This window comes from Mesorhizobium sp. M0808 (genome assembly GCF_040320025.1).
GTDB lineage: Bacteria > Pseudomonadota > Alphaproteobacteria > Rhizobiales > Rhizobiaceae > Mesorhizobium.
The window spans coordinates 56906-83408 of record NZ_JAMYOX010000008.1; the positions used below are offsets into that span (position 1 = coordinate 56906).

Here is a 26503-nt window from a genome sequence, read left to right on the forward strand (position 1 = left end):
TCTGGCGCTACTGCTCCTCGATGATGGTTGTGCCTTCGAATTCCGGCAGCCAATGCAGCGCCGAGCGGTGCCAGATCTGCTTTCTCGGCACCAGTTGCTCGCGCTGCCGTGCCGTGCCGACCCTGATACCGTAAACCTTCGGTCCCTCGCCCGCCGACGTGGCGTAGAGATGCGAGCCGCACTCACCGCAAAATGCCTGGGCACGCTTGGCGCCGCTCGAACCGGTCTTGATGTAGATCTTCGGCGTGCCCTTGGTGATCCTGTAATTGTCCTCGGACGCCGGCACGGTGACGCGAAAGGCCGTTCCGGTTAGCTTCTGACAATCGATGCAGTGACAAATGGTGGTCTTTTCCGGATCGACTTCGGCCTCGTAAGTGATAGCGCCACAATGACACGCGCCGTCGATTTTCATCTTCGTTCCTCCTGGAGCTTTTGCCCGCAATCATAACCGGGACTGCCCGATGGCGCAGCCATTTTCCTCAGGCCGGTTCCCCTCCGGACGCCGCCAAGGCCTTGCTCCGGCGTTCCCAGGTGCCGGTGGTCTGCGGCTTGACGAACAGCCGCGTCACCTCCGGCATCTCCGCCTTCAGCCGCGTCTCGAGGCGCTCGACACAGGTCTCTATCTCGGGCGCCGACAAATGATCCTCGAACTCGATGCTCAAAGCGGCGACGATCTCCTGCGGACCCATATGCAGCGTCAGCACGCCATTTGCCCGTTGCACCGCCGGGTCCTGCTGGATGATGGCCAGCACCTCTGTTTGCACCTCGGGCGAGGCCGGCTCGCCGAGCAGCAGGCTCTTGCTTTCGCGCGCCAGGAAGATCGCGGTCGCGCCCAGGATGAGCGCGATGCCGATCGACGCGGCGCCGTCGAGCTTCGGCATGTCCAGCAATTCCGCCGCCAATATGCCGGCGAAGGCGACAACGAGGCCGAGAAGTGCCGCGCTGTCCTCGAAGAGTACGGTGTAGACACTCGGATCCTTGCTGAGCTGCACCGCCTCAAGCCAGCCGTGGCTGCCTTTTTGGTGGCGGAATTCCTTCAGCGCCACCAGCCAAGAGGTGCCTTCGAAGAGGAAGGAAAGGCCGAGGACAGCGTAGTTCACCTTGGCGTTGGCGATCGGCTCCGGCGCCATGATGTGCATCACGCCTTCGTAGAACGATATGCCGGCACCCAGTGCAAACACGAGGAGCGCGACGATGAAGCTCCAGAAGTACAGCTCGCGGCCATGGCCGAGCGGATGCGTGCGGTCGGCCGGCCGGGCGGCACGGTGCATGCCGTAAAGCAGCAGGCTGCCATTGCCGGTATCGACGAGCGAGTGGACGCCTTCCGAGAGCATTGCCGAGCTGCCCGTGAACAAGGCAGCGGCAAATTTGGTCAGTGCGATCGCAAGATTTCCGGCGAGCGCCGCATAGATCACTTTTTTCGACCCGCCATGCGCCGCCATGGTGTGCTGCCTTGGTTGATGCACCGAGATTGGCGGAGCGCCCGCCCACGCTCCACAGTCCCCACAACGCCCGAAGGGCCCAGTTGTTCACAAGGTCAGTTGTTCAAAAGGGCGGCGCGGGGCTATTCGACGACCTCGTCCGTCCAGACCTTGAAGCCAGCCAGCGCGCCCGGCCCGAAAATGTGGTCAGCGGCACATCGGCGGCATCGCGTCCGGAGGCAATCAGGATGCGGCCGATGCGCGGCGCGTTATTGCGCGGGTCGAACGCGTGCCAGCGGCCGCCGAGATAGACCTCCATCCAGGCGGCGAAATCCATGTCCGACCACGGCTTTGGCAGGCCGATATCACTGATATAGCCGGTGCAGTAGCGGGTCGGAATGTTCAGGGCGCGGCAGAAGGCAACAGCGAGGTGAGCAAAGTCGCGGCATACACCACTCTGCTCGCGATAGGCCTCGGCGGCGGTGCGCGTCGGCCGTGCATTGAAATAGTTGAAGGCGATGTGGTTATGGACGAAGTCGCAGACCGCCTGGACGCGCGGAATGCCGTGCGGGGTGCTGCCGAACAGCCGCCACGCTTCATTCGACAGCACGTCGCTCTCGCAATAACGGCTGGGCAGCAGGAACAGCAGCGTCTCCGACGGCAGATCGCGCACCTCGTGCTGCCACGCCGTCAGCTCGCGCGTCTCGAAGGAGCCGGGGTCGCGGATCACCGCGTCCGTGCCGAACGCAAAGCGCCCGGCCGGCGCAACGAAACGGTTGCACCAATTGCCGAAACTGTCGCGGTAGCTTTCGATCGGCACCGGCGGGTTCGACGTCAGGAAGTCCGGCCGCTCAAGATCGGATGCGCGCGAATAATGGACGTTTAGCATCGCGATCAGCGGTGTTTCCTGCGGGAAGTCGAAGCTCATCTGGCAACCGATGTGGATCCGCATTGTCGTCCTGACCGGCCTGCTTGATCATCAGCCGGCGAAACGCAAGGGCTGATGCTGCAGTGCGAAGAAGACCATGGCACGGACCGCTGCGGTTTACGAGGGAATTAGAAACCAGTTGACAGCCATCGGCCAGGGCGACTGCACGGCAGCGGCCTCTTGCAGTCGAGCGTTTTCTCTTGTTTCACTTCGCCAGACATCAACTGGAGGAACGAATCATGGCTAAGGGTGCGATGAAGGCAGGCAAGGAGGCCCGCAAGCCGAAGAAGGACGCGAAGAAACCGGCTCCGGCGCCGGCCCTGAAGGCACCGCCGGTGAAGGCGATGAAGCTGAAGGACAAGTAGGGCCGCAGCTACCGTTTCGGCTTATCTCGACCGGCCGCAAACGCGGCCGGTATGATTGTTCACTAAGCTCACGCGCATCCCCTATGGATGCGGCGAAGGCAATTTTTGCGCTTTTCAAGAAATCGGCCGGAAGCCATCGAAACGGAGCGTTCCAATGTCGTGGATCTTCCTGTTGTTCGCCGGACTGTTCGAGATCGGCTGGGCGATCGGCCTCAAATACACCGACGGATTCTCGAAGCCGCTGCCGAGCGTCCTGACGGTAGCCTCGATGATCGTCAGCCTGACCTTGCTCGGCCTGGCGCTGAAGGCGTTGCCGGTCGGCACCGCTTACGCGGTGTGGACCGGCATCGGCACCGTCGGCACGGCGCTGTTGGGGATATGGCTGCTCGGCGAGCCAGCGACGGCGATCAGGCTGGCCTGCATCGCGCTAATCGTCTGCGGCATCATGGGACTGAAGCTCGCGGCTTAGCCGATTCTGACGGACGAACGCGTGCGGGGCCGCTGCAAGGCGGCCCTGATTCTTGAATTCGGCTGATCAGCGCCGGAAAGCGCTATCGCGCGGAGAAGCCGGGCGGCGTCCTGCCGGTGCGCTGCTTGCGCGCCGCATAGCGCGCATCACGCTTGGCCTTGCGTTCCGCCTCGTCGGCAAGAAAACGGGCGATGCGCTCGTTCTCTTCAGCTTCCCGGATCTTCGCTTCGGCCTGTGCGGCTTCTTCCGCGGCGATGCGTGCCGCTTCGGCGGCTGCCTCGCGCTCGGCCTTTTCGGCCGCTTCGCGCGCCAGCTTTTCCTGCTTCAGCCTGGCCTTTTCGGCCTCGCGTATCGCGCGGGCCTCGAGGATCGCCTTGCGCTCGGCCTGTCGTGCCAGCACCGCTGGATCATCTGGCGCCGGCTTTGCCTTGAAGCGCTCCAGAAGCGCCTTCTTTGCCTCGTTTGCGGCATTGCGCCGCTCGAAAACGTCTTTTTCCCTATAGATAGCCAAGTCCACTTCCCTGAAGTCAATTTGCGAGGCTTACATACGCGCGAAAACCGAGAGTTCAAGCGCCAAAACGGTATGCCAGCCATGAAATTCTGATCTGTTGCAGCCGGGAGACGCCATTTCGATTGAATTCGGCTGAAAGGCACCCGCACTGTTCACCATCCAGGCATCTGGCGGGGCGGCGGACTGATCGCTACGTGTAGCGCCAAGACAAAACGCTGAGATGACACACTATGGAACTCGGTCTCTACACCTTCGCCGACGTCAGCCCGGAACCAGGTCCCGGTGCGATCGGTGCGCATGAGCGGTTGCGCAACCTGATCGAGGAGATCGAGCTCGCCGACCAGGTCGGGCTGGACGTCTTTGGTCTCGGCGAGCACCACCGTCCCGACTATGCTGCCTCGGCTCCGGTGGTGGCGCTGGCGGCGGCGGCCGAACGGACCAAGCGCATAAGGCTGACCAGCGCTGTCACCGTGCTGTCGTCCGACGATCCGGTGCGCGTCTTCCAGCAGTTTGCCACCCTCGATCTTCTGTCCGGCGGCCGTGCCGAGATCATGGCCGGGCGCGGCTCGTTCATCGAGTCCTTTCCGCTGTTCGGCTACAATCTCGAAGATTATGACGAGCTCTTCGCCGAGAAGCTCGACCTGCTGCTCGCCATCCGCGATCATGTCAAGGTGACCTGGTCGGGCAGTCTGCGCGCGCCGATCAACGACCGCGGCGTCTATCCGCGGCCCTTGCAGGACAAATTGCCGATCTGGATCGCCGTCGGTGGAACACCGCAATCCGTCGCCCGCGCGGGCGTGCTCGGGTTGCCGCTGGCACTGGCGATCATCGGTGGCGAGCCGGCGCGGTTCGCACCGCTGTTCGACATCTACAGGGATGCAGCCAGGCGCGCCGGCAACGATCCGGCAAGCCTTGCCACCAGTCTCAACGTGCACGGCTTCATTGCCGACACCACGGACCAGGCAGCCGACGATTTTTACGGGCCGCAGGCCGAGGTGATGAACCGCATCGGCCGCGAGCGCGGCTGGGGGCCGACATCGCGGGCGCATTTCAACCAATCGCGCGGCCCAAACGGCGCGCTGTTCGTCGGCAATCCAGAACAGGTGGCCGAGAAGATCATTGCCCAGCACAGGATATTCGGCAACGACCGCTTCCTGCTGCAAATGGCGATCGGCACCATGCCGCACGCCAAGGTGATGAAGGCCATCGAACTCTACGGCACCAAAGTGGCGCCGATCGTGCGCCGGGAAACTGCTAAGGCCGTTCCCGCCGTGGCGGCGCCGGTTGCCTGATTCCCAGTCACCTGATTCATTGCCAAGGCCGCGAGGCGGCCTTGCCGGTGACGCCGGCTAACGGAACCTTGAAGCGACAGAGGCGTTTTCGCCAACGGTCTGCACCAATCGCGGTGTGCCGCCGAGGGTCAGAATGAAAGCCGAACCCGACGCTTCGGGCGCAAGCGCTGCCGAAAGCCTGGATCCGCGCGTCGAGGCGCGGGCGGATGCGCATCTGATGCGTTCGCTGCTCGTCGGCATCTTCATTCTCATGGCGATCTACGCGCTTTACTTCGCCCGCGCCTTCTTCATGCCGGTCATTCTGGCTTTCCTGCTGGCGCTGACGCTGACGCCGATCGTTCGCTTCCTGCGCAAGCATGGCATGCCCGATGTCATTTCAGCGACACTGTTGGTGCTGCTTTCGTTCTGCCTCGTCGCCGTCGCGGGATTTCTGCTCAGCGGCCCGGTCATCGACCTCATCAACAACACCTCGACGATCGGCCAGCAGCTTACCGAACGTCTGGCACAACTGCGCCGTCCGTTCGAACGGATCGTGGAGATTTCGCGCCAGATCGAGGGCCTGACACAGACATCCCAGGAGCCGGGCGTTCAGAGGGTGGCGACGGCGCCATCCGGTATTCTCTCGCAGGCCGCCGGCAATGTGCTGTCGGCCGGCGCCAGCGTTACCATCGTCTTCGTCCTGTCGCTGTTCCTGCTCGCCTCGGGCACGATGTTCTATGAAAAGATCGTCCAGTCCTTCCCCAGTCTCAGCGAAAAGAAGCGGGCGCTGCGCGTCGTCTACGACGTAGAACGTGAAATCTCGCATTATCTGCTTACTGTCACGGTCATCAATACATGTCTCGGCGTGGTCATCGGGCTCGGCCTGTGGGCGCTCGGCGTGCCCAACGCGCAGGTCTGGGGCGCGGCAGCGGCTCTGCTCAATTTCCTGCCCTATATCGGGGCGCTGACCACCATCACGCTGGTTACGATCATCGCGCTGATAAGCTTCGACACGATTTCCTATGCGCTGCTGGCGCCGGCCTTCGTCCTTATGTGCGATGTCGTCGAAGGCCAGTTCGTGACGCCGACGGTGGTCGGCCGCCGTCTCGAAATCAACGCAGTGGCGATCCTCATCGCCATCGCCTTCTGGTCGTGGCTGTGGGGTTTTGTCGGCGCGCTGCTGGCGGTGCCGCTGCTGGTCGTCATCAAGGTGTTCTGCGATCATTTCGACGGCCTCAGTCATGTCGGCAATTTCCTGGCGGCGCAGCATACGGCAGCGATCGAGGACGAAGAGATTCCCGAGGTGAAAAAGTAGCGGCTTAAAGGGTCAAAAGCGTCCCCCCGATGGGGCAGATCACGACCTTGCATCGGTCGCACGTCCGTTGTGCCCTCAGCGCTCCATCAACATTTTGAATTTGCCGCCTCGGCAACGGCTTCCTACATCCCTTCGGCCCACAGGAAACCCGCGCCGATGACCGTTCTTTCCGTTCTCGACCTGTCGCCGATCGTCGAAGGCAGCAACGCTTCACAGTCACTCGCCAATTCGCTCGATCTCGCCCGTCATGCCGAGCGGCTGGGTTACCGGCGCTATTGGCTGGCAGAGCACCACAATATGCCGGGCATCGCCAGCGCCGCCACCTCGGTGGTCATTGCCCATGTGGCCGGCGGCACCAATACGATACGCGTCGGCGCCGGCGGCATCATGCTGCCCAATCATTCGCCGCTGGTCATCGCCGAGCAGTTCGGTACGCTTAACGCTCTGCATCCTGGCCGCATCGATCTCGGCCTCGGCCGGGCGCCCGGCACCGACATGGCCACGGCACGGGCGCTGCGCCGTAACCTCGACGCTGGCGCCGACAATTTCCCGCAGGACGTCGTCGAGCTGATGGGTTACTTGCAGCCGGCCGAAGACGGCCAACGCATCCGCGCGGTGCCCGGCGAAGGCGAAAAGGTGCCGATCTGGATTCTCGGTTCCAGCCTCTACGGCGCGCAGCTTGCCGCCATGCTCGGCCTGCCCTACGCCTTCGCTTCGCATTTTGCGCCGGCCGAGCTCGACCATGCTCTGGAGATCTACCGCTCGCGTTTCCAGCCTTCGGAGCAGCTCGACAAGCCTTATGTGATGCTCGGCCTCAACGTCTTCGCCGCTCCTTCCGATGCCGAGGCGCGGCTGTTGTTCACCTCGCTGCAGCAGGCCTTCGTCAATCTGCGCACCGGCCGGCCCGGCCGATTGCCGCCGCCGGTCGAAGGATATGAGCGCGACCTCGATCCAATGGCCAAGACCATGCTCGGCCAGGCGCTTTCCTGCGCCGCCGTCGGCTCCCCGGAAACGGTCAGGCAAGGCATCGAGGCGTTTGTGCGCCGCACAGGGGCCGACGAGCTGATGGTCACAGCGCAGATTTTCGACCATGCGGCGCGGGTGCGCTCGTTCGAGATCCTGGCCGACGCTCACAAATCGCTGTCGGAAGCTGCCTGAGAGTTGGTTCGCCACTTGCCACTGTTGCGGGCAAGGCCGGCCTTAGGCAGGGAACATCGCGAACAGGTGTGCGAAGACATAGCGAACATTTCGCGCGTTTTACGCGGAGGTTTTCGATCCGTCATGCTCGTCCGTTAGCGGGAAACGCGGCGTCCACTAAATAACGATCACCTTGGTGCCGATTGTGGAGCGGTCATAGAGATCGATGATGTCCTGGTTCATGAGGCGAATGCAGCCCGCAGACACGGCTTTGCCGATGGACCACCATTCGGGGCTACCGTGCAGGCGATATCCAGTGTCACCCTTCTCGTTGAAAAGATAAAGCGCCCGCGCACCGAGCGGGTTCACGAGTCCGCCCTCCATATGGGCCGGTATGATGCGGCCTCGCTTCTGCTCGCGCACGATCATCGCGGACGGCGCGCTCCAATCCGGCCATTCGCGCTTCCTCGCAACGTGAGCAGTGCCATGCCACTCGAAGCCCGCCTTGCCGACGCCGATGCCGTAGCGCAGTGCCTGACCGTCTCCCAGCACGTAGTAGAGAAACTTCGCTCCTGTATCGACAATGATGGTGCCAGGCTCCTCGTCAGTTGCATAAGGCACTGTCTGCCGACGGAACTTTGGGTCGACCTTGTAGATCGGAACCGGCGGAATGCGGAAACCGGCGTCGGTGAGGCCGCCATAGGCCTGGGGAAAGGTCTGTAATGCTCCGCCGGTGGTGCAGCCGGAGAATGCGACCATCCCAGCAAGTCCCAGCCCAATTAGGATCGATTTCACGCGCATGACTCAAGCCGGCGCCCGTGTGAACGATCAGCCGCATCTCGTCATATTCCTAATCCGACATGCTTCGATTGCCAAGATTTTCCTGACTGTCGGCTGGCTGATTGTTGGCCACTTGGCTCGATCGGCGCCGCGTCCTTCAATTGCTCGGTTTTCGAACGACGAACGCCCGTAGTGGCTGCGAAGGCCCGGGGTCGGCAGGACAGAGGGAGCGCTGTCCGTCCGGCATTGCAAAGTTTCTGAACAGAGCCCAAGCGCTACGCGCTGACGCTCTGCGCAGTCGCACCTAGCGGACGGCATGAATTGCGGATCATCAGGCGTCCCTTGAGCGTCAGCTTGCGCGGCGGCGCATCCCTGTTTCCGGCGAGCCGGTCGAGCAGCAGATTGGCCGCCTGTTCGCCAATCGCCTGCACCGGCTGTGCGACCGTGGTCAATTGCGGCCGGAACACATCCGACCACGGAAAGTCGTCGAAGCAGGCGACCGAAATATCCTCCGGACAGGACAGGCCGATATCGCGAATGGCCTTCATGGTGCCGATCACCATCGGGTTGTTGGCCGAAAAGATGGCGCTCGGCCGGTCGTGCAGCGAAAGCAGCTGCATGGTTGCGTTGTAGCCATCGACTTCGTGGAAGTTGCCGAAGCGGACGAGTTCGGTCTCGGCCGGCAGGCCGGCGGCCTGGAGGGCCTCGCGGTATCCCGCCATGCGGTCATGCATCGGCGAGATATCGAACGAGCCGGAGATGTAGCCGATGCGCCGATGGCCGAGATCGATCAGGTAAGTGATGGCGTCGAACACCGCGCGCTGATTGTCGAGAACGACGGCATCGGTGTCGACACCCTGGCAAACACGGTCGAGCAGCACGACCGGCACATTGGCGTCGTCGACAATCCGTTTGAGGATCGCGCCGTCACCGACACGCGCGACGATCAGTCCGTCGACCATGCGGTCGAGCAGCAGCCTGATCTGGTCGTCCTGCGTGTTCAGGTGCTCGTCGGTGCAGCACAGCATGACGGCGTAGCCGGCCCTGTCGAAAGCCTGCTGGATGACCGAAACGACGTCGGTAAAGAACGGATTGGTGATGTGTGGGACGGTGAGCCCGATGGTGCGTGTGGTGCCCATCTTCAGGCTGCGGGCAATGGCGTTGCGCTTGTAGCCGATGTCGCGGATCGCCTGTTCGATGCGCTGGCTGAGCTCGGGGCTGACGGTCGCGGTGCCGTTGATCAGCGCCGATACGGTGGCCACGGAAACACGCGCGGCCTCGGCCACATGAAGCATAGTCGGAGCCGTGAATTTGCGCTGCTTTTTTCGTCCTGACGCTGTCATTTTCGAAACGTTTCACCACTCCACGGTAGCAATACGTACGGAATCTTATGATTTTGCGCAAGAATTGAAATGGAACAATCTCAGGCTCCAGATATTGCCTTGACATGATCGAAACGTTTAGATTAGCGTTTGAGGTGTTCGGTGACGACGGAGGGAGGCCGTCCTTGTCATGCAGCACGGCAATTCCATCCCTGCGCAAGGCGTTATGGCGGACGGCTCGGCTGTCGTACTGAGCGCCGAGCACATCTCCAAGTCCTTCGGCGGTATCGCCGCGCTTGTCGATGTCGGCTTCGAACTGCGGCGCGGCGAGGTCCATGCGCTGATGGGCGAGAACGGCGCCGGCAAGTCGACGCTGATGAAGATCCTGTCCGGCGTCTACACGGATTATAACGGAACGGTCAGTATCGATGGCCACCCGGTGCGCTTTACCGGCGTCCGCGAAGCCGAGCGCGCCGGCATCGCCATCATCCACCAGGAGCTGAACCTCGTCCCCGAACTCAGCGTCGCCGACAACATTTTTCTCGGCCGCGAGAAGCTGATCGCCGGACTGATCGTCGACCGCAAGGCGAGCAGCCGCGCCGCCGGAACGCTCTTGCAAAGGCTCGGCATCGAGCTCGACCCGGATGCGCGCGTCGGTGCCTTGCGCGTCGGCGAACAGCAGCTGGTCGAGATCGCCAAGGCGCTGTCGATGTCGGCGCGCATTCTGATCATGGACGAGCCGACCTCGGCGCTTTCGCCGGCCGAATGCCAGCGGCTGTTCCGCATCATCCGCCAGCTCGCCGACAGCGGCGTGGCGATCGTCTACATTTCGCACCGCATCGACGAGGTTATGCATCTGGCCAGCCGCGTCACCGTGTTTCGCGATGGACGCCACGTCCTGACGCAGGCGATGGACAAGCTCGACGAAGACGCCATAATTTCGGCGATGGTCGGGCGAAACCTGCTTGCTTCCTCCCAGGAACACCGCATTCCCGGTGGCAACACCGTCCTTTCCGTAAGCGAGCTGTCGCTGTCGAAGCCCAATCGCCATGGCTGGCGCACCGTGCTCGACGGCGTCAGCTTCGATCTTGCCGCCGGAGAAATTCTCGGTATCGGCGGATTGCTGGGCTCGGGCCGTACCGAAATCCTGGAAACCATCTTCGGGTCCAGCGGCGGCCGTGCCGGCGGTGAGATCTGGCTCGATGGCGAGGCAGTAGAAATCCGTTCGCCGCGCGACGCACGCCGGCTCGGCATCGCCCTGGTCACCGAAGACCGCAAGACGCAAGGCCTGCACCTCGAGGCCTCGATCACCGACAATGTCGCACTGCCGCTGGTCGGCGCGCTGGCGCGGTTCGGCCTGCGCTCGCTGGCCGGCGAGCAAGGGCTGGCACGGGACGCCGTCAAGGCGCTCGGAATTCGCTGCGAGACCGTCGAGCAGCCGGCCGGCACGCTGTCCGGCGGCAACCAGCAGAAGGTCGTCATCGGTAAATGGCTGGCGACGAGGCCGCGGGTGCTGCTGCTCGACGAGCCGACGCGCGGCATCGATGTCGGTGCCAAGCGGGAAATCTACGATCTCATCTTCAAGCTGGCGCGAGACGGGCTGGCAATCGCCGTCATCAGCTCGGAATTGCCGGAGCTGCTGCATCTTTCCGACCGTATCCTGGTCATGGCCGACGGCCGCCAGACGGGAATCCTGTCCCGCGCGCAAGCCAGCGAGGAGGCCATCATGCGGCTTGCGGCGCCGCGACGGACGATGACGAGGCCTGCCGCATGAGCATTTTGCATATCCTGTCCCGGACGAAGCTCTATTGGGGCCTGATCGCCATCTTCCTGATCGGCGTGCTCGGCTCGCCGATCAGCTCCAAGGGCAACAACATCTTCCTGTCCTACGGCAACCTGCTCGATGTGCTGCGCCAGGTGTCGACCACCGGGCTGATTGCCACCGGCATGACTGCGGTGATCATCACCGGCGGTATCGACCTTTCCGTCGGCTCGCTGATGGCTATCTGCACGGTCGTCTGTGCCATGCTGCTGACGGTCCCCGGCGTGACGCCGGCGGTGGTGCTGGGGGTGCCGACAGTTGCCCTGGCAGCCCTTTGCCTCGGCATTCTCGTCACTCGTTTCATCCTGCTGAACATCGAAAAATCCCGCGCCGGCGCGCAGGCCACGCACGACATCAGGTTGGACAGCGTTCGCGGGCTGGTGACACCCGGCATTGTCGGGGTGATCCTGTGCAGTCTGGTGCTGTGGTTCCTGCTGCCGCAGGTGGGCTCAAAATTCGGCGTGCTCGGCGTGCTGCTGGTGGCGCCTTGCGTCGGCCTGCTGTTCGGCGCGCTCAACGGCTTCATCATCGTCGCCGGGCGGCTGCAGCCCTTCATCGTGACGCTGGCGATGATGGTCACTGCGCTCGGCATCGCCCGGCTGACGGCCGGCCAGAACAATGCGGTGCTGCCGGTCTACACCGGCTCGAATGCCACCGCCGATTTCGAAATGCTGCGCTCGCTGGTATTCGGCGTGATCCCGATGCCGGGCCTGTTCTTCCTCGGCGCCATCCTGATCTACGGCGCCGTGCTGCGCTTCACTCCGTTCGGCCGCTATGTCTATGCGATCGGCGGCAATGAGGAGGCGGCGCGGCTGTCGGGCATCGCCGCAGGCCGCGTGAAGATCGCCACCTATGCCGTGTCAGGGCTGCTGGCCGGCATCGCGGCGGTGCTCTATGTCGCGCAGTACCGGCAAGGCAAGCCGGACGCCGGCGCCGGGCTGGAGCTCGACGCGATTGCCGCCGTGGTCATCGGCGGCACCAGCCTGATGGGCGGACGCGGCAGCCTCACCGGGACGTTCTGCGGCGTGCTGATCTTCGGGCTGCTCTCCAACATCCTGCAGCTGCACAACATCAATTCGAACCTTCAGCTGGTGCTGAAGGGGATGATCATCATCGGTACCGTGCTCGTACAGGAGCGCAGTGCCGGTGATCTTCTCTTCTATCTGCGACTGCCCGGTGGGCAAGCGCACAAGGAAACGGCCGCGGCAAAGCGGCCGTCGCAAGAGACCGCGTCTCTGAATATTGGAGGAAACAAGAAATGAAACGACGTGAATTGTTGAAGCTCGCCGGGCTGACAGCGGCACTCCTGACCACGACCGCCATGCTTGCCGGCGGCGCCCATGCGCAGGACAAGAAGTGGAAGATCGGCTTCTCGCAGGTGACGACCATCGAACCCTGGCGCGCCCAGTTCAACAAGGACATCCTGGCCGAAGCGGCCAAGCATCCGGAAGTCGAGCTGATCATCACCGACGGCGAGGACAAGACCGAGAAGCAGGTCGCCGATGTCGAAAACCTTATCCGTCAGGAGGTCGATGCGCTCTTGGTATCACCGAAAGAATCCGCCGGCCTGACCGGTGTCGTGCAGCAGGCGATCGATGCCAAGATCCCGGTCTTCGTGCTCGACCGCAACGTCGAAACCAACGACTACACGCAGTTCGTCGGCGGCGACAACAAGCTGATCGGCCGGGCTGCCGGTGAATATGCCGTCGAGCTGCTTGGCGGCAAGGGCAAGGCCGCCGGCAACGTCGTCGAGATCTGGGGCGGCATGGGCACCCAGCCGGCACACGACCGCCATGATGGCTTCCATGAATTCACCGACAAGGAGCCAGGCATAAAATACCTGCTCGACCAGCAGTCGGGCGACTGGAAGCAGGACCAGGCCTACAACATCATGGCGACGGCGTTGCGTAACAACGAGAAAATCGATCTTGTCTACGGCCACAATGATCCGATGGCCTATGGCGCCTATCTTGCCGCCAAGGACGTCGGACGTGAGAAGGACATCAAGTTCATCGGCATCGACGGCCTGCCCAATGAAGGCGTGCAGCTGGTCGCCAATGGCGAGCTGACGGCGACGTTCACTTATGTGACGCCGGGCGCCGAAGGGCTGCGGCAGGCGATCAAGTTCCTGAACGGGGAGAAGGTGGAAAAGACCATCACCCTGCCGACGCAGAAGATCACCAAGGAAAATGCCGCCCAGATCCTGAAGGACAACGGCCTCTGAGACGAGGCTTTCCTGCCGGGCGTTCAGCGCCCGGCAGGAACAACAACCAAACGCCGGCAGGCAGCAGATTAAGCCAGCTTGGCCAGCAGCTTCATGAAAATGGCCGCTTCCTTGGCGGAAAGCGGCGCCAGCGTTTCCTGCGTAATCTCACGGGCAAGCGGAATCAGCCGCTCGATCGCGTCGCGCCCCTCGGCGGTCAGATTGACCAGCAGGCGCCGTTTGTCGACTTCGTGTTTGCTAAGTTCGACAAAGCCACGCGCTTTCAGCCGGTCGATGACGCCCTTCACGGTCGCCGCATCCATGGCGATCAGGCTGCCAAGCTGGTTCTGCGAGGTCTCGCCGACGTCGCGCAATTTGGCCAAAGCGGCAAATTGCGGCGGCGTCAGATCGGCGATGTGTGCGGCGAAGATCGAGACATGGCGCTGATGCGCCTTGCGCAGGATGAAGCCGACCTGCTCCTGCAAGCGATAGTCGTTTTCGTCAGGCTCCTCGGCCTCGACCAGCTTGAGCAGATTGTCCTCGGCGCTCACCGCAGCCCATCCCATGCCTTAATGTCCTTGGCCGCCAGCCCACCCATGCGGTCGTGCACGCGCGGGCCGCAGGTCATGGCGAGGCAAAACAGGATCTCGTCGGGACGGGGGCCATCGCTGATGCCGATTTCCATGGCATCGAAATGGCTGCGCACATAGGCGGCGTTGATGTGGCCGAGCGGCACATCGAGCCGCGCGCCGAAGCCGCCGACCTTTTTCGCCGAGGGCACGATCGCCTTGGCGTCGCCGAGCCGTTCGCGCATGGCATAGCCGCCCGGCACATGCCACAGCGCGCCATGCTCCAGCTCGCCCGCCATGCCGACGATGGCGCCCTTGCCGTAACCGTCGATCTGTTTGACGTCGCCGCCCAATGCGGCAATAAGCCTGTCGGAGAGCAGCAGCCCGAGCGGCTTCAAATCCTCCATGGCGCTCTGCAGTTCCTCGACGTAACGGCCGGCGAACGGGTTCTTGACCACAGCCATGGCCGCCGCGCGGTGCCGCGGCACCTTCGCCACCGGCCCGCCTTCGTGAAAAATCTCTTCGGTCAGCACGGCGATCTTGCGGATCGGAAACTCAGGCATGAGCAATTTCCCTCTCTAAAACTTTATTGGCGAGCGCCATCGGACCTGCGATGCGCGCCTGACCGCCGAGGAAAAGCGCCGCGGCGGCAATCAGGCCGCGCCGCCGAAACTCCTCGGCAACGGCAAATCCGCCTTCCAGCGCAATAGCGATTTCAGCGGCGGAAAGCAGCCCCACGCCCTGCGTCACCAAACGGTCGCCTAGGTCGCTGTCAGGTGCGAGATCGCGCGCCCGTACGCGCCTAACGGCCGGATGACCGGGCAGGTCGACGGCGTTGGCGATCAAGGTCGCGGCGGCATCGGCTTCAGCACCCGTTCGCGCCAGCACTGTGACCGCGTCGGCGATGCCCAGCGAAAAGGAGCGGCCGCGCCAGCCGCTTGTCGCGACACCGCGGATCCCGTCTTCGGGGCGAATCGTGAGACGATCTGCCAACCCATGACCTGTCCCGGCAATGGCAAGCGTCATCGACTGCCCGTGGCCGAGATAGATCGCGCTGTCGCCGCCATTGTTGACATAGGCGCGCTCGAGCCGGCGGCCGGCAAGCAGCGCGCCAAGCACTTCGTCGGCTACCGAGCCGGCGACGGCCGCCATCGGTGTGATGAATTGTTTCGCTAGCGGAACGACTGCCGCTTCCATGCGGCGCGCCGTCGGGCCAGCGAAAGCACGTGGCCGCGAGGCGGCCGGGCGCCGCAGTTCGGGCAACTCTTCGACCAGTTCGGGCAAGATTGTCTGGAAGCGCGCCACTGCCTGGCGATATGCGGCGCTGCATTCACTCGCCTCGCCGAATGCCTCGACGATCAGGTCGATCGGCCCATGATTGAGGTGAAGCCTCCGGCCGTCCTCGAGCCAATGTGCCTGCGGGCCGTTCATCGCCCGGCCCCGTTTGCGGTCGCGCAACGCAACTGCGCCAGCGGCGGCCAGGGATTGTCACGGGGTGCGGCCGTGCCGCGGCGCGGATTGAGATATTCGCCGCCCTTGGCCAGGATATCGTCGACGCTGCGGATTTCGCCTTCGTAGCCGCCAAGCCTGACATAATCGTCGCGGCGCATGGTGAACTCGATCGGCGCCACCAGCGCCGGGGTCGGCACATAGCCGAAGGCGCCTTCCGGCACGCGGGTGACGTCGACCATCAGCGTGATGCCGCCGCCCGGCCAGACATAGACCGGCGCGCCGCCGACCGTCACATAGGTCGTCAAGCCCTGCACCGAGCGGGTCAGATTGACCGGGTTCTCGGTGACGCCGGCGCGCAGCGAGCCGCCGGCGCCGCCGACGAAAAGCACGGTGCAGAGCGCCGGCTCGCAATTGTCCTCGATCAGTTCGACCGACTTCCGCAGCCGCTCCGGGAACGGTTTCTGGACCGGCTTCAGTTGGTCGTCGAGCTCGTAATAGGCGAATTGCTCGCCGGTGGTCGAGACCATCAGCAGCGACATGCCGGGGCGCGCACCCTTTTTGGCGTTCCATTCACCAAGGATCGACAGCGGGTCGGAAATGCTGGTGCCGCCCCAGCCGAGACCGGGCTCCGACACCTTGAAATAACGGCCCGGCGTCGAACGGCGGCCGATGATCTTGATGCCGGTATCCTGCCAGCCAAGCACCTTGCCGGCCTGATGCTCGGAGACGACGCCGGTGATGTGGTCATCGACCACCACCACCTCGTCGACAAGGCCGCGCCATTGGGTCGCGAACATGCCTATGGTAGCCGAACCGCAGCCGACGCGCATGCGCTGCTCGAGCTTGCCGTCGATGACCGGCGGCTTGCCGGCTTCGACGATGACGGTGGCGCCGCCGTCGATGACGAGTTCAACCGGTTTGCGGTTGCACAGCGCGAGCATGGCGTCGCAGGTGGCGCGCCCTTCAGCCTTCGAGCCGCCGGTCAAATGATGTACGCCGCCCAGCGACAGCATCTGCGAGCCGTATTCGCCGGTCGTGACATGGCCGATCGCCTCGCCTTGGGCACGGACCGTAGCCGTTTCGGGGCCGATATGACGGTCGGTGTCGATCTTCACCTTGACGCCGCAATAGGAGAAGATGCCCTCGGTGACGACGGTGACCAGATCGACGCCCTCGACCTCCTGGCTGACGATGAAGGGCGCCGGCTTGTAATCGGGATAGGTGGTGCCGGCGCCGATGGCGGTGACGAAGCGGCGGCCGGTGTTGACCAGTTCGCCGTCCCATGTCTCGCCTTCTTCGGCAAAGGGTACGATTGCGGCGCCGGTCTCGGCCGCGTGGTCGAGGATGGTCAGTGGATCCATCCGCACGATCCTGCCGCCAACATTGCCGTAGCGGTCGCAGGCGCCGGTGCGGCCATCGGCGATGTAGCACATGACCGGACAGGCATCGCAGCGGATCTTCTCGGCCACCAGCTTCTCGCCGGGATCGTGTGTCTCGAAGCGTTCGGCAAGCTCGCTCATCGGCGCGCCTCCTTGTCGAGGATGGCGGCGCGGATGCGGGTCGGCGTCGCCGGAATTTTGGTGACCAGTACACCGGTGGCGTGGCGGATGGCGTTGAGGATCGCCGGCGCCGTCGGGATCAGCACATGCTCGCCCAAACCCTTGGCGCCGAAGGGTCCTTCCGGATCCGGAACTTCTATCAGGATGGTCTCGATCGGTGGCACGTCGCCGATGGTCGGGATCAGATAATCGTGCAGGTTTTCGGTGCGGCCGGGGATGAATTCCTCCATCAGCGCCATGCCGATGCCCTGGGCGATGCCACCCTCGATCTGGCCCTCTGCCAGTAAAGGGTTGATGGCCTTGCCGACATCGTGAGCGGCGGTGATTTTTATAAGCTTCACGGTGCCGAGCCTGAGGTCGACCTCGAGTTCGGCGATCTGGGCGCCATAGCCATAGACGGCATAAGGCTTGCCCTGGCCCTTGGCATCGAGCGGCAGCGTCGGCGGGTCGTAGCTTTCCTCGGCGCGGAAGACAAAGCCTTCGGCGTCTGCCTTCAGCGAGGAAAGATCGATGCGGCGCGTCGCTTCGCCTTCCCCGATGCTCAGACTTGTGCCGTCCAGCGCAATCGCCGCTTTTTCCGAGACATTGGCGAAACGCAAGATCTCATCGCGCAAGGCGCGGCCGGCCTTTTCGGCGGCCTTGCCGGTGACGAAGGTCTGGCGCGAGGCCGATGTCTTGCCGGCGTCGGGGGTGATCGCCGTGTCGGCGCCTTTCAGCCGCAGCTTTTCAAGCGGAAGACCCAACGCCTCGGCGCAGATCTGCGCGATGACGGTGTTCGAACCTTGCCCGATATCGACCGCCCCCTGATGCAGGACGACTTCGCCCGATGCCGAGATGCCGACCTTGATGGTCGACGGATTGGGCAGCGAGGTGTTGCCGCAACCGTACCAGCAAGAGGCGACGCCGACGCCGCGTTTTTTTTCGCTGCTGCTACGGGCGTTGAACGCGTCGGCGTCAGTTAGGGCACGCCGCCAATGTGAGCGCAGGGCCTCCAGGCAGTCGGCGATGCCGACGCCCGACTCGAGCCGCTGGCCGGTGACTGTTTCGGATCCGTTCCGAAGGCAGTTCTTCAGGCGAAAGTCGAGCCGATCCATGCCGAGCTTGTCGGCTAGGTCGTCATAGAGGGTCTCCTGCATGATCGTCGCCTGCGGCACGCCGAAACCGCGAAAGGCGCCGGCAATCGGGCCGTTGGTGTGGATGGCGCGGCCTTCGGCGCGATAGTTCGGCGTCGCATAGGGGCCGGAGGCGTGCACCGGCACGCGGTTGGCGACCGTCGGCCCCCAGCTGGCATAGGCGCCGGTGTTGAAATCGCCGGCGAAGACCATGCCGGTGACACGGCCGTCGGCATCGGCGCCGATGCTCGCTCTCATCAGAGCCGGATGGCGCTTGGTGGTCGAGATCATCGATTCGGTGCGGCTGTAGGCGAGCGCCGCCGGCCGGCCGGTTTTCATGGCGACGAGGCCGATGAGCGGTTGCAGCGAGACGTCGAGCTTGGAGCCGAAGCCGCCGCCGGTGGCGGTCGGCACGATGCGCACCTGTTCCGGGGCAAGGCCGAGCACTTTTGCCGTGTCGTCACGGTCCATATATGGCGCCTGCGTGCAGGCGACGACGACCAGCGTGTCGCCGTCCATGAAGGCATAGCCGGCTTCCGGTTCGATATAGGCATGCTCGACATAGGAGGTGTCGATGGTGCCGGAAACGACGAAAGCCGCACCGGCAAGCGCGGCTTCCGGGTCGCCACGCTCGACGAAGCCGGAGGTGAGCAGGTTCGAGGGCCGGTTTTCATGGACCAGTTGCGCACCGCCGGCCTGCGCTTCGCCAGTTTCCAGAAAATGCGGCAACTCGGTCCAACTGACAGGAAAATCGGCAAGGTCGAGATCGAGGATAGCCTCGCGTTCGCCGGCAACCAGCGCCACCGCCTCACCGCGAAAGCGCGAAACCCCTTCGGCCAGCGCCGGCTGGTCGGCGAAGGGCGCGATGACGCCGAAACAATTCTTTCCCGGAATGTCGGCGGCGGTGAAGACGCCGGCAATGCCAGGACGGGATTTCACCCAGCTGCCGAGATCGCCAAAAGTGAAAGCGGCATGATAATGCGGCGAGCGGACCACCAGCACCGACAATGCGTCGGCCGGGAATGAATCGCCGCCGAATTTTTCGCCGCCAGTGACTTTCGGAAGGCCATCGAGGCGGATCGGGGAGGAGCCGACGGCATGGCCAGAGGATGGCATGCGCTGATCGAAACCATCGGCGTGGCGCCAAGCATCCATCACCGCGGTGACGATCTTGCGGTAGCCGGTACAGCGGCAGAGCACGCCGCCAAGTGCATCCTGCGTTTCGGCCTCGCTCGGGCAAGGCGTCCTGTCCAGGAGTGCCGTTGCCGCGACCAGCAGGCCGGGCGTGCAGGCGCCGCATTGCGCTGCGCCATGGCTGAGGAACGAAGCCTGCAGCGCCGACAACCGGCCATTGGCGAGGCCTTCGACTGTCGTCACCACGGTGCCGGAGGCGGAAGCCGCGGGCATCAGGCAGGCGCAGACCGGCTCGCCGTCGACCAGCACCGTGCAGGCGCCGCAATCGCCGGCATCACAGCCGATCTTGGTGCCGGTCAGCCGCAACTCGTCGCGCAGCACCGCGGACAGCCGCCGCACCGGCGGCACACAAACGCTGACGGCGGCGCCGTTGACTTCGAAGGCGATGTCGGCGCGCTCCATGCCCATCAGGCCGCCGCCCTTTCGTCGGGAACAGCGCCCATCGCACCAAGCACGGCGCGGGCGACGATCTCGCGCGCAGCGTCCAGCCGATATTCGGCGCTGCCGCGCACGTCGCCGATCGGCGACAACTCGTCCATCGGTGCGGATTGGATCGCAGTGGCCAGCGCGTCGCCGACGGGCCGGCCGCGTAGCGCCGCCTCGACACCCGCCAGGCGCCTGGCGACAACCGAGCAGGAACCGACGGCGACGGCCGCGTTCCTGACCATACCATCTTCGACGGCCAGGCGTGCGGCGGCCATGGCGATGGAGATGACGAGATAACGCCGCGCGCCGAGTTTCACGAAGGCGGAGCTGCCGGCGGTCGCGGGTTTGGGAATGCGGATTGCCGTGACCATTTCGCCGGGCTGCAGTGCGGTGCGACGGTTGCCGAGGATGAATTCTGCAAGGGGCAGATGCCGGGTCGCCACAGCGGAACGCAGTTCGACTTCGGCATCGAGCACCAGCAGCGCCGGCACGCCGTCGGCGGCCGGCGAGGCGTTGCAGAGATTGCCGGCAATCGAGGCAACGTTCTGGATCTGCACCGAGCCGACTTCCCGCGCCGCCTGCTTCAGCGCGTCGAAAGCCGCCGGCAGAGGATGGCGGACGAGATCGGTCCAGGTGGTGCGCGCGCCGACGAGCCAATGGTTTTCGGCTTCGGCAATGCCGCGCAATGCCACCAGGCCATTGATATCGAGGACATTGTCGCGGAAAGGCTTGCTGCCCTGTGCCGGATAGAAGTCGGTGCCGCCGGCGAGGATGCGCCATTGCCCTTCGCCCAGCAAAGCGAGGGCGTCGTCGACCGTGGTGGGTTTTGCGAAACGGATCACGCTTTGCCTTCCCAGAATGGGCTTCCCGAGAGGGGATCCTGCCGAAAGATTTTCCCGAGCATTCAAGGCAGGAAATTCATTCGTATGCAAATGATATCAAGCCGGCAGGAATTGTCAAAGCCAGAGTTTGCACGGCTGTTGGCACCGGTGCACCCGGAACGCATTTGTTATGCCATGAGAGGTTGACGCAGCCGGCCATCTGGTCAAGTTTCTGCGTCCGGTCGCGTTTTCATTGGAGCCTAAGCTCAAGACCAAGAAAATAAGGAGGCTCCATGGCCGACGAAGCGCTTGTCGTTATCGACCTGCAGAACGATTTCTGCCCGGGTGGCGCCCTTGAAGTGGCCGGTGGCGACGAAATCGTGCCGTTGGTCAATGACCTGATCCGGCGGACCGGGCACGTCCTGCTGACGCAGGACTGGCACCCTGCCGGCCATTCGAGCTTTGCCTCCAGCCACCCCGGCAAGCACCCGTTCGAAACGATCGACGTGCCTTATGGCCACCAGACGCTGTGGCCGGATCACTGCATCCAGGGCAGCCTGGGATCGGATTTCCATTCGGGCCTCGCCTGGAGCAAGGCCGAGTTGGTGATCCGCAAGGGGTTCCGTCCTGCGATCGACAGCTATTCCGCATTCTTCGAGAACGACCGGACGACGCCGACCGGCCTTGCCGGCTATCTCCGGGATCGGAACATCGAGATGCTGACCCTGGTCGGCCTGGCGACGGATTTCTGCGTCGCCTTTTCGGCGCTCGACGCGGTCAAGCTCGGTTTTGAGACGTCCGTGCGGCTCGACGCCTGCCGCGGCATCGATCTCAACGGCTCCGTGGAGAGGATGCTGGGCCGGATGCGCGATGCCGGCGTGACACTGATTTGAACGTCATCCAGCCGAACCTGACAGACTTTTGAGGGCTTCATGCGGTTTGCGGCGTTGACGGCAAGTGCTGCACTTATTGCAGCAATCTTTTCTCCGAATGCGGTTCTCGCGGCCGAAGCGCACGAATTGCCGGGCGCCGCCATGTCGCTTTGGTGGGTGCTGCCGTTTGCCGGGCTATTGCTTTGCATCGCGACCGGCCCGCTGCTGTTCCATCATGCTTGGGAGCACCATTACGGCAAGATCGCTGCCTTCTGGGCAGCGTTGGTGATCGGGCCGCTGGCCATCGCCTTCGGCATCCCGTCCGCCACGCAGGCGGTGCTGCATGCGCTGCTCACCGAATACATGTCGTTCATCATCCTGCTGTTTGCGCTGTTCACGATTTCGGGCGGTATCTTCGTTGCCGGCAACATACACGGCACGCCGCTGGTCAATGCCGGGCTGTTGCTGGGAGGGGCGCTGCTTGCCTCGATCATTGGCACAACCGGCGCCTCGATGATCCTGATCCGGCCGCTCATCCGCGCCAACGACAACCGGCGCTTCAACGCCCATGTCGTCATCTTTTTCATCTTCCTGGTGTCCAACATCGGCGGGTCGCTAACGCCGCTGGGCGATCCGCCGCTGTTCGTCGGCTTTCTGCGCGGCGTCGATTTCTTCTGGACGACAGTTCACCTGCTGCCCGAGACGCTGTTCGTCGCCGGCGTGGTGCTGGCTGTTTTCCTGGCGATCGACATCATCATGCATCGCCGGGAGGAAGGCGCGCCGAAGATCAAGGATCCGACGCCCGACAGCAAGGTGCGCATTCGCGGCCTGGCCAACATCCCGCTGCTGGCCGGCGTAATCGCCGCGATCCTGATTTCCGCTGCCTGGAAGCCGGGAGTGAGTTTCTCTTTTCAGGGCGTCAGCCTCGAGCTGCAGAATCTGGTGCGCGACGCCGCCATCCTGATACTGGCCTTCACTTCGCTTGTCGTCTCGCCGAAGGAGTTTCGCGGCGCAAACGCCTTCAGCTGGGGGCCGATTGCCGAGGTGGCGAAGCTGTTCGCCAGCATCTTCATCTGCATCGTGCCGGTTGTCGCCATATTGCGGGCCGGGCTCGACGGCGCGCTGGCGCCGTTGGTGCTGCTCGTCAGTTCGCCGACCGGCGCGCCGGACAACCTTGCCTATTTCTGGCTGACCGGAGCGCTGTCGTCCTTCCTCGACAATGCGCCGACCTATCTGGTGTTCTTCGAGCTGGCTGGCGGCGATGCGCAGCATCTGATGACCGAGCTCGCCTCGACGCTGGCGGCGATCTCGGCAGGCGCGGTGTTCATGGGCGCCAACACCTATGTCGGCAATGCGCCGAATTTCATGGTCTATGCCATTGCCAGGCATCGCGGCATCAAGATGCCGAGCTTCTTTGGCTATATGGCATGGTCGGGCGCGGTGCTGATCCCGACATTCCTGCTTGCCGGCTTGCTGTTCTTTGCCTGATCATCCGACGCCGACATAGCGGCGGACCGCGGAGGGATCGGAACGCAGTTCCTCGACATCGACCGTCTCGCGGTTGCGGCCGTTTTCGATGAAGCAAACGCGGTCTGCGACCGAGAGCACGGCATCGACGCGCTGCTCGACAAGAATTGTCGACACGCCAAGCGCACGCAGCTTCGACACCGTTTCGCGGATCTTGGCGATCATCGATGGCATCAGCCCTTCGGTCGGCTCGTCGAGCAGAAGCACCTGTGGTTCCAGGCACAGGGCGCGGGCCATGGCCAGCATCTGCTGCTCGCCGCCGGATAGCGTGCCGGAACGCTGCCTGAGGCGCTGGCGCAGCAGCGGGAAAAGATCGAGCACGTTTTCGCGCGTCGCCTTGCCCTTGTTGCGGGCCATCAGGCCGATCTCGATGTTTTCACCCACCGTCATCTCGGCGAACAGCCGCCGGCCCTGCGGCACGTAGGCGACGCCGGCCTTGGGCACCTCGTGCGCCGGCAAGCCGGTCAATTCCCGCCCTTCGAGCCTGATCGAGCCGGCGGCTGCCGGCACCAGGCCCATGATCGCCTTCAGCGTCGTCGTCTTGCCGGCGCCGTTGCGGCCGAACAGGCAAAGCACCTCGCCCTCGTTCAGAACCAGATCCAGCCCATAGAGCACCTGGACCTCGCCATAGAAGCAATCGAGCCCGGAAACGGTCAGTGCCTTGGACTGGACCTCAGTCATGGGTGGTCCCCAGATAAGCGTCCTGCACCGCGGCATTGGCGCGGATCTGCTCGGGCGTGCCTTCAGCCAAAATCCTGCCGGCGTTGAAGACGGTGATGCGGTCGGCGAGCCGCATGACCACCGGCATGTTGTGCTCGATCAAAAGCACGGTGGCGCTATCGGCGATCTCGCGCACCAGCTCGATGAAATTGTCGATCTCGCTGTCGGCCAGCCCTTGCGTCGGTTCGTCGAGGATCAGCAGCCGCGGCTTCAGTGCCAGTCCCATCGCCACTTCCAGCAACCGCTGGTGACCGTAGGACAATTGCCCGGCCGGCATTTGCGCGCGGTCGGCAAGGCCGGTACGCTCGAGCGCGGCCATGACGCCGGTGTGAACCGCGCCCTTCGAGCGGCCGTCGGTCAGCGTGCGCTGCACCGGCAGGGCAACATTGTCGTAGGCGCTGAGATTGGCAAAGACGCTGGTGATCTGGAACGTATAGGCGATGCCAAGGCGAACCCTGGCGTAGGCAGGCAGGCTGGTGATATCGGCGCCGTCAAAGATGATCGTGCCCGACGAGGACTGGATGCGGCCGCTGACCAGGCTGACGAAGGTGGTCTTGCCGGCGCCGTTAGGGCCGATGATGGCGCGAATCTCGCCCGGTATCAGCGCGAAGTCGACGCCGTCGACGGCACGCAAGCCCCCGAAACTGCGCGACAGGCCTTTGGTGGTGAGCAGCGGCATCATGGCAACCACCCGAGCCAGCGCTGGCGGATGCTGCCGAGAACGCCTCTCGGGAAGAACAGCACCAGCAGGATGAGCGCTATGCCGACGATCAGCAGATAGGCCGAGGTGTAGCCGCTGGCGATGTCGATGACATAATACATGAACAGCGTGCCGATCAGCGGACCGAGCGTGGTGGCGGCGCCGCCCAGCAGCACCCAGAGCAGCGGCAGGATGGAATATTGCACCGAAGCGAAGCTCGAGCCGACATAGCCGAACAGCAGCGCATAGGCCGCGCCGGAAGCCGCGCAGATGCTGCCTGAGATGACGACGGCGGCGAGCTTGTTGGAAAATGTATCGTAGCCAAGCATTTTGGTCCGCTCTTCGTTCTCGCGGATGGCGACCAGCACGCGACCGTAGCCGGAGCGGACTATCGCCAGGCTTATGAGCAGCACGATCGAGAACAGTGCCAGCGCGCTCATATAGCGCACGGTCGGGTTGGTGAGGTCGAGTGACGTGCTGCCCAGGACAAGGACACGCATCGGCTGCGGCACGACCATGCCCTGGTCGCCACCGGTCCAGGCAGCGAAATAGAGGATGACGAGATAGAATACCTGCGCGAACATCATAGTGACGATCATGAAGGCGACGCCGAAGGTGCGCAGCGCCAGCAGCCCGATCCCCAGCGCGAGAAGCGCGCCGCAGGCAAGCCCGGCTGCGAAGGCGGCCGGCACGCTCCAGCCGAGATGGATGACGGCAAGGCCGGCGCCATAGAGCCCGGCTGAAAAGAACATGGCATGGCCGAGGCTAAGCAGCCCGACATAGCCGAACAGCAGATTGTAGCCCATGGCGAAGACCGCCAGCACCATGATGCGGGCGAGCAGGCCGTGATGGTATTCCGGCAGGACGAAGCTAAGCCCGCAAAGCAGGGCGATGGCGCCGAGGTGCAGCGCATATGGCTTTGCCGGCGAAGCATCCTTCATCGCGATGTCGTCCCGAACAGGCCCTGCGGCCGGAACACCAGCACCATGGCGACGAGCAAGGTGGCGATGATCTTGGCCAGCGTCGGTGAGAAGAACACCGAGATGATGCCGTCGGAAAGGCCGATCAGCACCGCGGCGACGACCGTGCCGCGCAGCGAGCCGAGGCCGCCGATGATGACGACGATGAACGACAGCAACAGCGGGTCCTGCCCCATCAGATAGTGGGCCTGGCTGATCGGCACGATCAGCACCGCGGCGACAGCAGCCAGCATGGCGCCGAGCGCGAAAACACCGGCATAGACTCTGGTCACCGGGATGCCGAAGGCCTGCGCCGTCTCGCTGTCATATTGCGTGGCGCGCATGACGAGGCCGATTTTCGTGCGCGTCAGCACCAGCCAGGTCGCGACCAGCAGCAGCGCCGACGCGGCGATGATCGACAGCTTGTAGCCGGAATAACCGAACCACGGCAGGAGGATGCGGTAGCTGAACGGCGGCTCCACCGGCCGCGCCTCCGGGCCGTAGAAGGTCAGTGCCAATTGCTGGATGATGTAGAGCATGCCGATAGTGGCGACGATGGTGGCTTCCGGATTGTAGTTGAGCCGGCGCAGCACCAGCCGTTCGGCGAGCAGCGCGATCAGGCCGACGATCAGCGGCGCCAGCACCAGGGCGGCCAGGAAGCCGAGCGCCGGATGGCCGGATATCGCCGTTGAGATCGCCCAGGCAAGCACCGCGCCCAGCATGAAGAACTCGCCATGCGCGACATTGACGACGCGCATGACGCCGAACACCAGCGACAGGCCAAGCGCCGTCAGCGCCAGCACGGCGGAGGTGACGAGGCCTTCGAGAGCGGCGAGGAGCAGGTGAGGTCCGAAGTGCATCGGTTACACACCCATCGCAGGTGCGAGGCGCACCCCCCTCTGTCCTGCCGGACATCTCCCCCTCAAGGGGGGAGATTGGCAGTTCCCGCGAAGGCGGCCACCTACCGGCCTTTGCGATTGGCGAAAGCGCTGGTGACAGCCAATCTCCCCCCTTGAGGGGGAGATGTCCGGCAGGACAGAGGGGGGTG

The 26503-nt window shown here is 63.8% G+C and carries 25 protein-coding genes and 1 pseudogene; 10 read left to right on the top strand and 16 right to left on the bottom strand.

All coding sequences use genetic code 11. The features are described 5' to 3' along the window. Nucleotides 1–7 precede the first annotated feature (7 nt). The 3 genes and pseudogenes from NKI25_RS12870 to NKI25_RS12880 form a co-directional block, all read right to left on the bottom strand. The gene (locus tag NKI25_RS12870) at nt 8–412 is read right to left on the bottom strand and encodes a GFA family protein (RefSeq protein WP_023676952.1); all 405 of its coding nucleotides are present in this window, start codon (nt 410–412) and stop codon (nt 8–10) included. A 67-nt stretch (nt 413–479) separates the two neighbouring features. After that, on the bottom strand, nt 480–1442 hold the full coding sequence (locus tag NKI25_RS12875; protein ID WP_352998546.1) for a cation diffusion facilitator family transporter: 963 nt from the start codon (nt 1440–1442) through the stop codon (nt 480–482). A gap of 122 nt (nt 1443–1564) precedes the next feature. Next, nucleotides 1565–2373: pseudogene (locus NKI25_RS12880) on the bottom strand (transglutaminase-like domain-containing protein). A 215-nt stretch (nt 2374–2588) separates the two neighbouring features. Here NKI25_RS12880 and NKI25_RS12885 point away from each other — a divergent pair. Then, complete coding sequence (locus tag NKI25_RS12885; protein WP_013528464.1) at nt 2589–2714, top strand: hypothetical protein; 126 nt, start codon at nt 2589–2591, stop codon at nt 2712–2714. Between the two features lie 154 nt (nt 2715–2868). Continuing rightward, the gene (gene sugE / locus NKI25_RS12890; RefSeq protein ID WP_352588587.1) at nt 2869–3183 is read left to right on the top strand and encodes a quaternary ammonium compound efflux SMR transporter SugE; all 315 of its coding nucleotides are present in this window, start codon (nt 2869–2871) and stop codon (nt 3181–3183) included. 82 nt (nt 3184–3265) lie between these two features. On the opposite strand, the gene NKI25_RS12895 is transcribed toward sugE, so the two are convergent. Beyond that, on the bottom strand, nt 3266–3694 hold the full coding sequence (locus NKI25_RS12895; RefSeq protein ID WP_023676956.1) for a DUF6481 family protein: 429 nt from the start codon (nt 3692–3694) through the stop codon (nt 3266–3268). Between the two features lie 230 nt (nt 3695–3924). On the opposite strand from NKI25_RS12895, the gene NKI25_RS12900 reads away from it, so the two are divergent. The 3 genes from NKI25_RS12900 (at nt 3925) to NKI25_RS12910 (ending at nt 7438) form a co-directional block, all read left to right on the top strand. Next, nucleotides 3925–4986 (top strand): LLM class flavin-dependent oxidoreductase, encoded by a 1062-nt coding sequence (locus NKI25_RS12900; protein WP_352588590.1) that lies wholly within the window; start codon nt 3925–3927, stop codon nt 4984–4986. Between the two features lie 133 nt (nt 4987–5119). Continuing rightward, nucleotides 5120–6280, top strand: a complete 1161-nt coding sequence (locus tag NKI25_RS12905; protein WP_352998547.1) for an AI-2E family transporter — start codon at nt 5120–5122, stop codon at nt 6278–6280. 156 nt (nt 6281–6436) lie between these two features. Then, complete coding sequence (locus NKI25_RS12910; protein WP_352568533.1) at nt 6437–7438, top strand: LLM class flavin-dependent oxidoreductase; 1002 nt, start codon at nt 6437–6439, stop codon at nt 7436–7438. Between the two features lie 156 nt (nt 7439–7594). On the opposite strand, the gene NKI25_RS12915 is transcribed toward NKI25_RS12910, so the two are convergent. Together NKI25_RS12915 and NKI25_RS12920 are read right to left on the bottom strand one after the other, a co-directional pair. Continuing rightward, entirely contained in the window at nt 7595–8218 is a 624-nt protein-coding gene (locus tag NKI25_RS12915; protein WP_352568534.1) for a L,D-transpeptidase, read from the bottom strand. Nucleotides 8219–8472: 254 nt separating this feature from the next. Next, entirely contained in the window at nt 8473–9492 is a 1020-nt protein-coding gene (locus tag NKI25_RS12920; RefSeq protein WP_352998548.1) for a LacI family DNA-binding transcriptional regulator, read from the bottom strand. A 217-nt stretch (nt 9493–9709) separates the two neighbouring features. Between NKI25_RS12920 and NKI25_RS12925 the strand changes: the two genes are divergently transcribed. Genes NKI25_RS12925 through NKI25_RS12935 form a run of 3 tightly spaced genes read left to right on the top strand, consistent with a single transcriptional unit; the run spans nt 9710 to nt 13565 of the window. Further along, nucleotides 9710–11293, top strand: coding sequence for a sugar ABC transporter ATP-binding protein (locus NKI25_RS12925; RefSeq protein ID WP_352691417.1), 1584 nt, complete (start codon nt 9710–9712; stop codon nt 11291–11293). After that, nucleotides 11290–12603: an ABC transporter permease gene (locus NKI25_RS12930; protein WP_023676963.1), complete on the top strand. Its 1314-nt coding sequence runs from the start codon at nt 11290–11292 to the stop codon at nt 12601–12603. The genes NKI25_RS12925 and NKI25_RS12930 overlap by 4 nt, the downstream gene beginning before the upstream one ends. Beyond that, nucleotides 12600–13565, top strand: a complete 966-nt coding sequence (locus NKI25_RS12935) for a substrate-binding domain-containing protein (RefSeq protein WP_254815861.1) — start codon at nt 12600–12602, stop codon at nt 13563–13565. Before NKI25_RS12930 ends, NKI25_RS12935 begins: the two co-directional genes overlap by 4 nt. Before the next feature lie 68 nt (nt 13566–13633). On the opposite strand, the gene NKI25_RS12940 is transcribed toward NKI25_RS12935, so the two are convergent. The 6 genes from NKI25_RS12940 to NKI25_RS12965 are packed head-to-tail and all read right to left on the bottom strand — an operon-like array spanning nt 13634 to nt 20698. After that, the gene (locus NKI25_RS12940) at nt 13634–14095 is read right to left on the bottom strand and encodes a MarR family winged helix-turn-helix transcriptional regulator (protein ID WP_023718174.1); all 462 of its coding nucleotides are present in this window, start codon (nt 14093–14095) and stop codon (nt 13634–13636) included. Next, nucleotides 14092–14676: an amino acid synthesis family protein gene (locus tag NKI25_RS12945; protein ID WP_352998549.1), complete on the bottom strand. Its 585-nt coding sequence runs from the start codon at nt 14674–14676 to the stop codon at nt 14092–14094. Before NKI25_RS12945 ends, NKI25_RS12940 begins: the two co-directional genes overlap by 4 nt. Further along, the gene (locus NKI25_RS12950; protein ID WP_352998550.1) at nt 14669–15544 is read right to left on the bottom strand and encodes a UPF0280 family protein; all 876 of its coding nucleotides are present in this window, start codon (nt 15542–15544) and stop codon (nt 14669–14671) included. Before NKI25_RS12950 ends, NKI25_RS12945 begins: the two co-directional genes overlap by 8 nt. Then, entirely contained in the window at nt 15541–17085 is a 1545-nt protein-coding gene (locus NKI25_RS12955) for a 6-hydroxynicotinate reductase (RefSeq protein ID WP_352998551.1), read from the bottom strand. Before NKI25_RS12955 ends, NKI25_RS12950 begins: the two co-directional genes overlap by 4 nt. Beyond that, a complete protein-coding gene (locus tag NKI25_RS12960; RefSeq protein WP_352998552.1) occupies nt 17082–19838 on the bottom strand; it encodes a molybdopterin-dependent oxidoreductase in 2757 nt (918 codons plus the stop codon). The genes NKI25_RS12955 and NKI25_RS12960 overlap by 4 nt, the downstream gene beginning before the upstream one ends. Further along, nucleotides 19838–20698: an FAD binding domain-containing protein gene (locus NKI25_RS12965; protein ID WP_352998553.1), complete on the bottom strand. Its 861-nt coding sequence runs from the start codon at nt 20696–20698 to the stop codon at nt 19838–19840. The genes NKI25_RS12960 and NKI25_RS12965 overlap by 1 nt, the downstream gene beginning before the upstream one ends. Nucleotides 20699–20970: 272 nt before the next feature. On the opposite strand from NKI25_RS12965, the gene pncA reads away from it, so the two are divergent. Beyond that, nucleotides 20971–21570, top strand: a complete 600-nt coding sequence (pncA, locus tag NKI25_RS12970; protein WP_352588610.1) for a bifunctional nicotinamidase/pyrazinamidase — start codon at nt 20971–20973, stop codon at nt 21568–21570. Nucleotides 21571–21609: 39 nt separating this feature from the next. Further along, nucleotides 21610–23037, top strand: a complete 1428-nt coding sequence (locus NKI25_RS12975) for a sodium:proton antiporter (protein WP_352588613.1) — start codon at nt 21610–21612, stop codon at nt 23035–23037. Here NKI25_RS12975 and NKI25_RS12980 read toward each other — a convergent pair whose 3' ends face one another. From NKI25_RS12980 to NKI25_RS12995, 4 genes are read right to left on the bottom strand one after another with little or no spacing between them, the layout of a single operon-like run. Continuing rightward, on the bottom strand, nt 23038–23757 hold the full coding sequence (locus tag NKI25_RS12980) for an ABC transporter ATP-binding protein (protein WP_352588616.1): 720 nt from the start codon (nt 23755–23757) through the stop codon (nt 23038–23040). Then, on the bottom strand, nt 23750–24478 hold the full coding sequence (locus tag NKI25_RS12985; protein WP_352588619.1) for an ABC transporter ATP-binding protein: 729 nt from the start codon (nt 24476–24478) through the stop codon (nt 23750–23752). Before NKI25_RS12985 ends, NKI25_RS12980 begins: the two co-directional genes overlap by 8 nt. Then, the gene (locus NKI25_RS12990; protein WP_352588621.1) at nt 24475–25437 is read right to left on the bottom strand and encodes a branched-chain amino acid ABC transporter permease; all 963 of its coding nucleotides are present in this window, start codon (nt 25435–25437) and stop codon (nt 24475–24477) included. The genes NKI25_RS12985 and NKI25_RS12990 overlap by 4 nt, the downstream gene beginning before the upstream one ends. Beyond that, complete coding sequence (locus tag NKI25_RS12995; protein ID WP_352455934.1) at nt 25434–26315, bottom strand: branched-chain amino acid ABC transporter permease; 882 nt, start codon at nt 26313–26315, stop codon at nt 25434–25436. Before NKI25_RS12995 ends, NKI25_RS12990 begins: the two co-directional genes overlap by 4 nt. Nucleotides 26316–26503: the final 188 nt, after the last annotated feature.

Coding starts and splice junctions, on each gene's coding strand:
- sugE (WP_352588587.1), top strand. CDS start 2,869: ATGTCGTGGATCTTCCTGTTGTTCGCCGGACTGTTCGAGATCGGCTGG.
- NKI25_RS12875 (WP_352998546.1), bottom strand. CDS start 1,442: ATGGCGGCGCATGGCGGGTCGAAAAAAGTGATCTATGCGGCGCTCGCC.
- NKI25_RS12945 (WP_352998549.1), bottom strand. CDS start 14,676: ATGCCTGAGTTTCCGATCCGCAAGATCGCCGTGCTGACCGAAGAGATT.
- NKI25_RS12915 (WP_352568534.1), bottom strand. CDS start 8,218: ATGCGCGTGAAATCGATCCTAATTGGGCTGGGACTTGCTGGGATGGTC.
- NKI25_RS12960 (WP_352998552.1), bottom strand. CDS start 19,838: ATGGGCATGGAGCGCGCCGACATCGCCTTCGAAGTCAACGGCGCCGCC.
- NKI25_RS12910 (WP_352568533.1), top strand. CDS start 6,437: ATGACCGTTCTTTCCGTTCTCGACCTGTCGCCGATCGTCGAAGGCAGC.
- NKI25_RS12995 (WP_352455934.1), bottom strand. CDS start 26,315: ATGCACTTCGGACCTCACCTGCTCCTCGCCGCTCTCGAAGGCCTCGTC.
- NKI25_RS12955 (WP_352998551.1), bottom strand. CDS start 17,085: ATGAGCGAGCTTGCCGAACGCTTCGAGACACACGATCCCGGCGAGAAG.
- NKI25_RS12980 (WP_352588616.1), bottom strand. CDS start 23,757: ATGACTGAGGTCCAGTCCAAGGCACTGACCGTTTCCGGGCTCGATTGC.
- NKI25_RS12905 (WP_352998547.1), top strand. CDS start 5,120: ATGAAAGCCGAACCCGACGCTTCGGGCGCAAGCGCTGCCGAAAGCCTG.
- NKI25_RS12950 (WP_352998550.1), bottom strand. CDS start 15,544: ATGAACGGCCCGCAGGCACATTGGCTCGAGGACGGCCGGAGGCTTCAC.
- NKI25_RS12900 (WP_352588590.1), top strand. CDS start 3,925: ATGGAACTCGGTCTCTACACCTTCGCCGACGTCAGCCCGGAACCAGGT.
- NKI25_RS12870 (WP_023676952.1), bottom strand. CDS start 412: ATGAAAATCGACGGCGCGTGTCATTGTGGCGCTATCACTTACGAGGCC.
- pncA (WP_352588610.1), top strand. CDS start 20,971: ATGGCCGACGAAGCGCTTGTCGTTATCGACCTGCAGAACGATTTCTGC.
- NKI25_RS12920 (WP_352998548.1), bottom strand. CDS start 9,492: ATGCTTCATGTGGCCGAGGCCGCGCGTGTTTCCGTGGCCACCGTATCG.
- NKI25_RS12885 (WP_013528464.1), top strand. CDS start 2,589: ATGGCTAAGGGTGCGATGAAGGCAGGCAAGGAGGCCCGCAAGCCGAAG.
- NKI25_RS12975 (WP_352588613.1), top strand. CDS start 21,610: ATGCGGTTTGCGGCGTTGACGGCAAGTGCTGCACTTATTGCAGCAATC.
- NKI25_RS12985 (WP_352588619.1), bottom strand. CDS start 24,478: ATGATGCCGCTGCTCACCACCAAAGGCCTGTCGCGCAGTTTCGGGGGC.
- NKI25_RS12930 (WP_023676963.1), top strand. CDS start 11,290: ATGAGCATTTTGCATATCCTGTCCCGGACGAAGCTCTATTGGGGCCTG.
- NKI25_RS12925 (WP_352691417.1), top strand. CDS start 9,710: ATGCAGCACGGCAATTCCATCCCTGCGCAAGGCGTTATGGCGGACGGC.
- NKI25_RS12935 (WP_254815861.1), top strand. CDS start 12,600: ATGAAACGACGTGAATTGTTGAAGCTCGCCGGGCTGACAGCGGCACTC.
- NKI25_RS12990 (WP_352588621.1), bottom strand. CDS start 25,437: ATGAAGGATGCTTCGCCGGCAAAGCCATATGCGCTGCACCTCGGCGCC.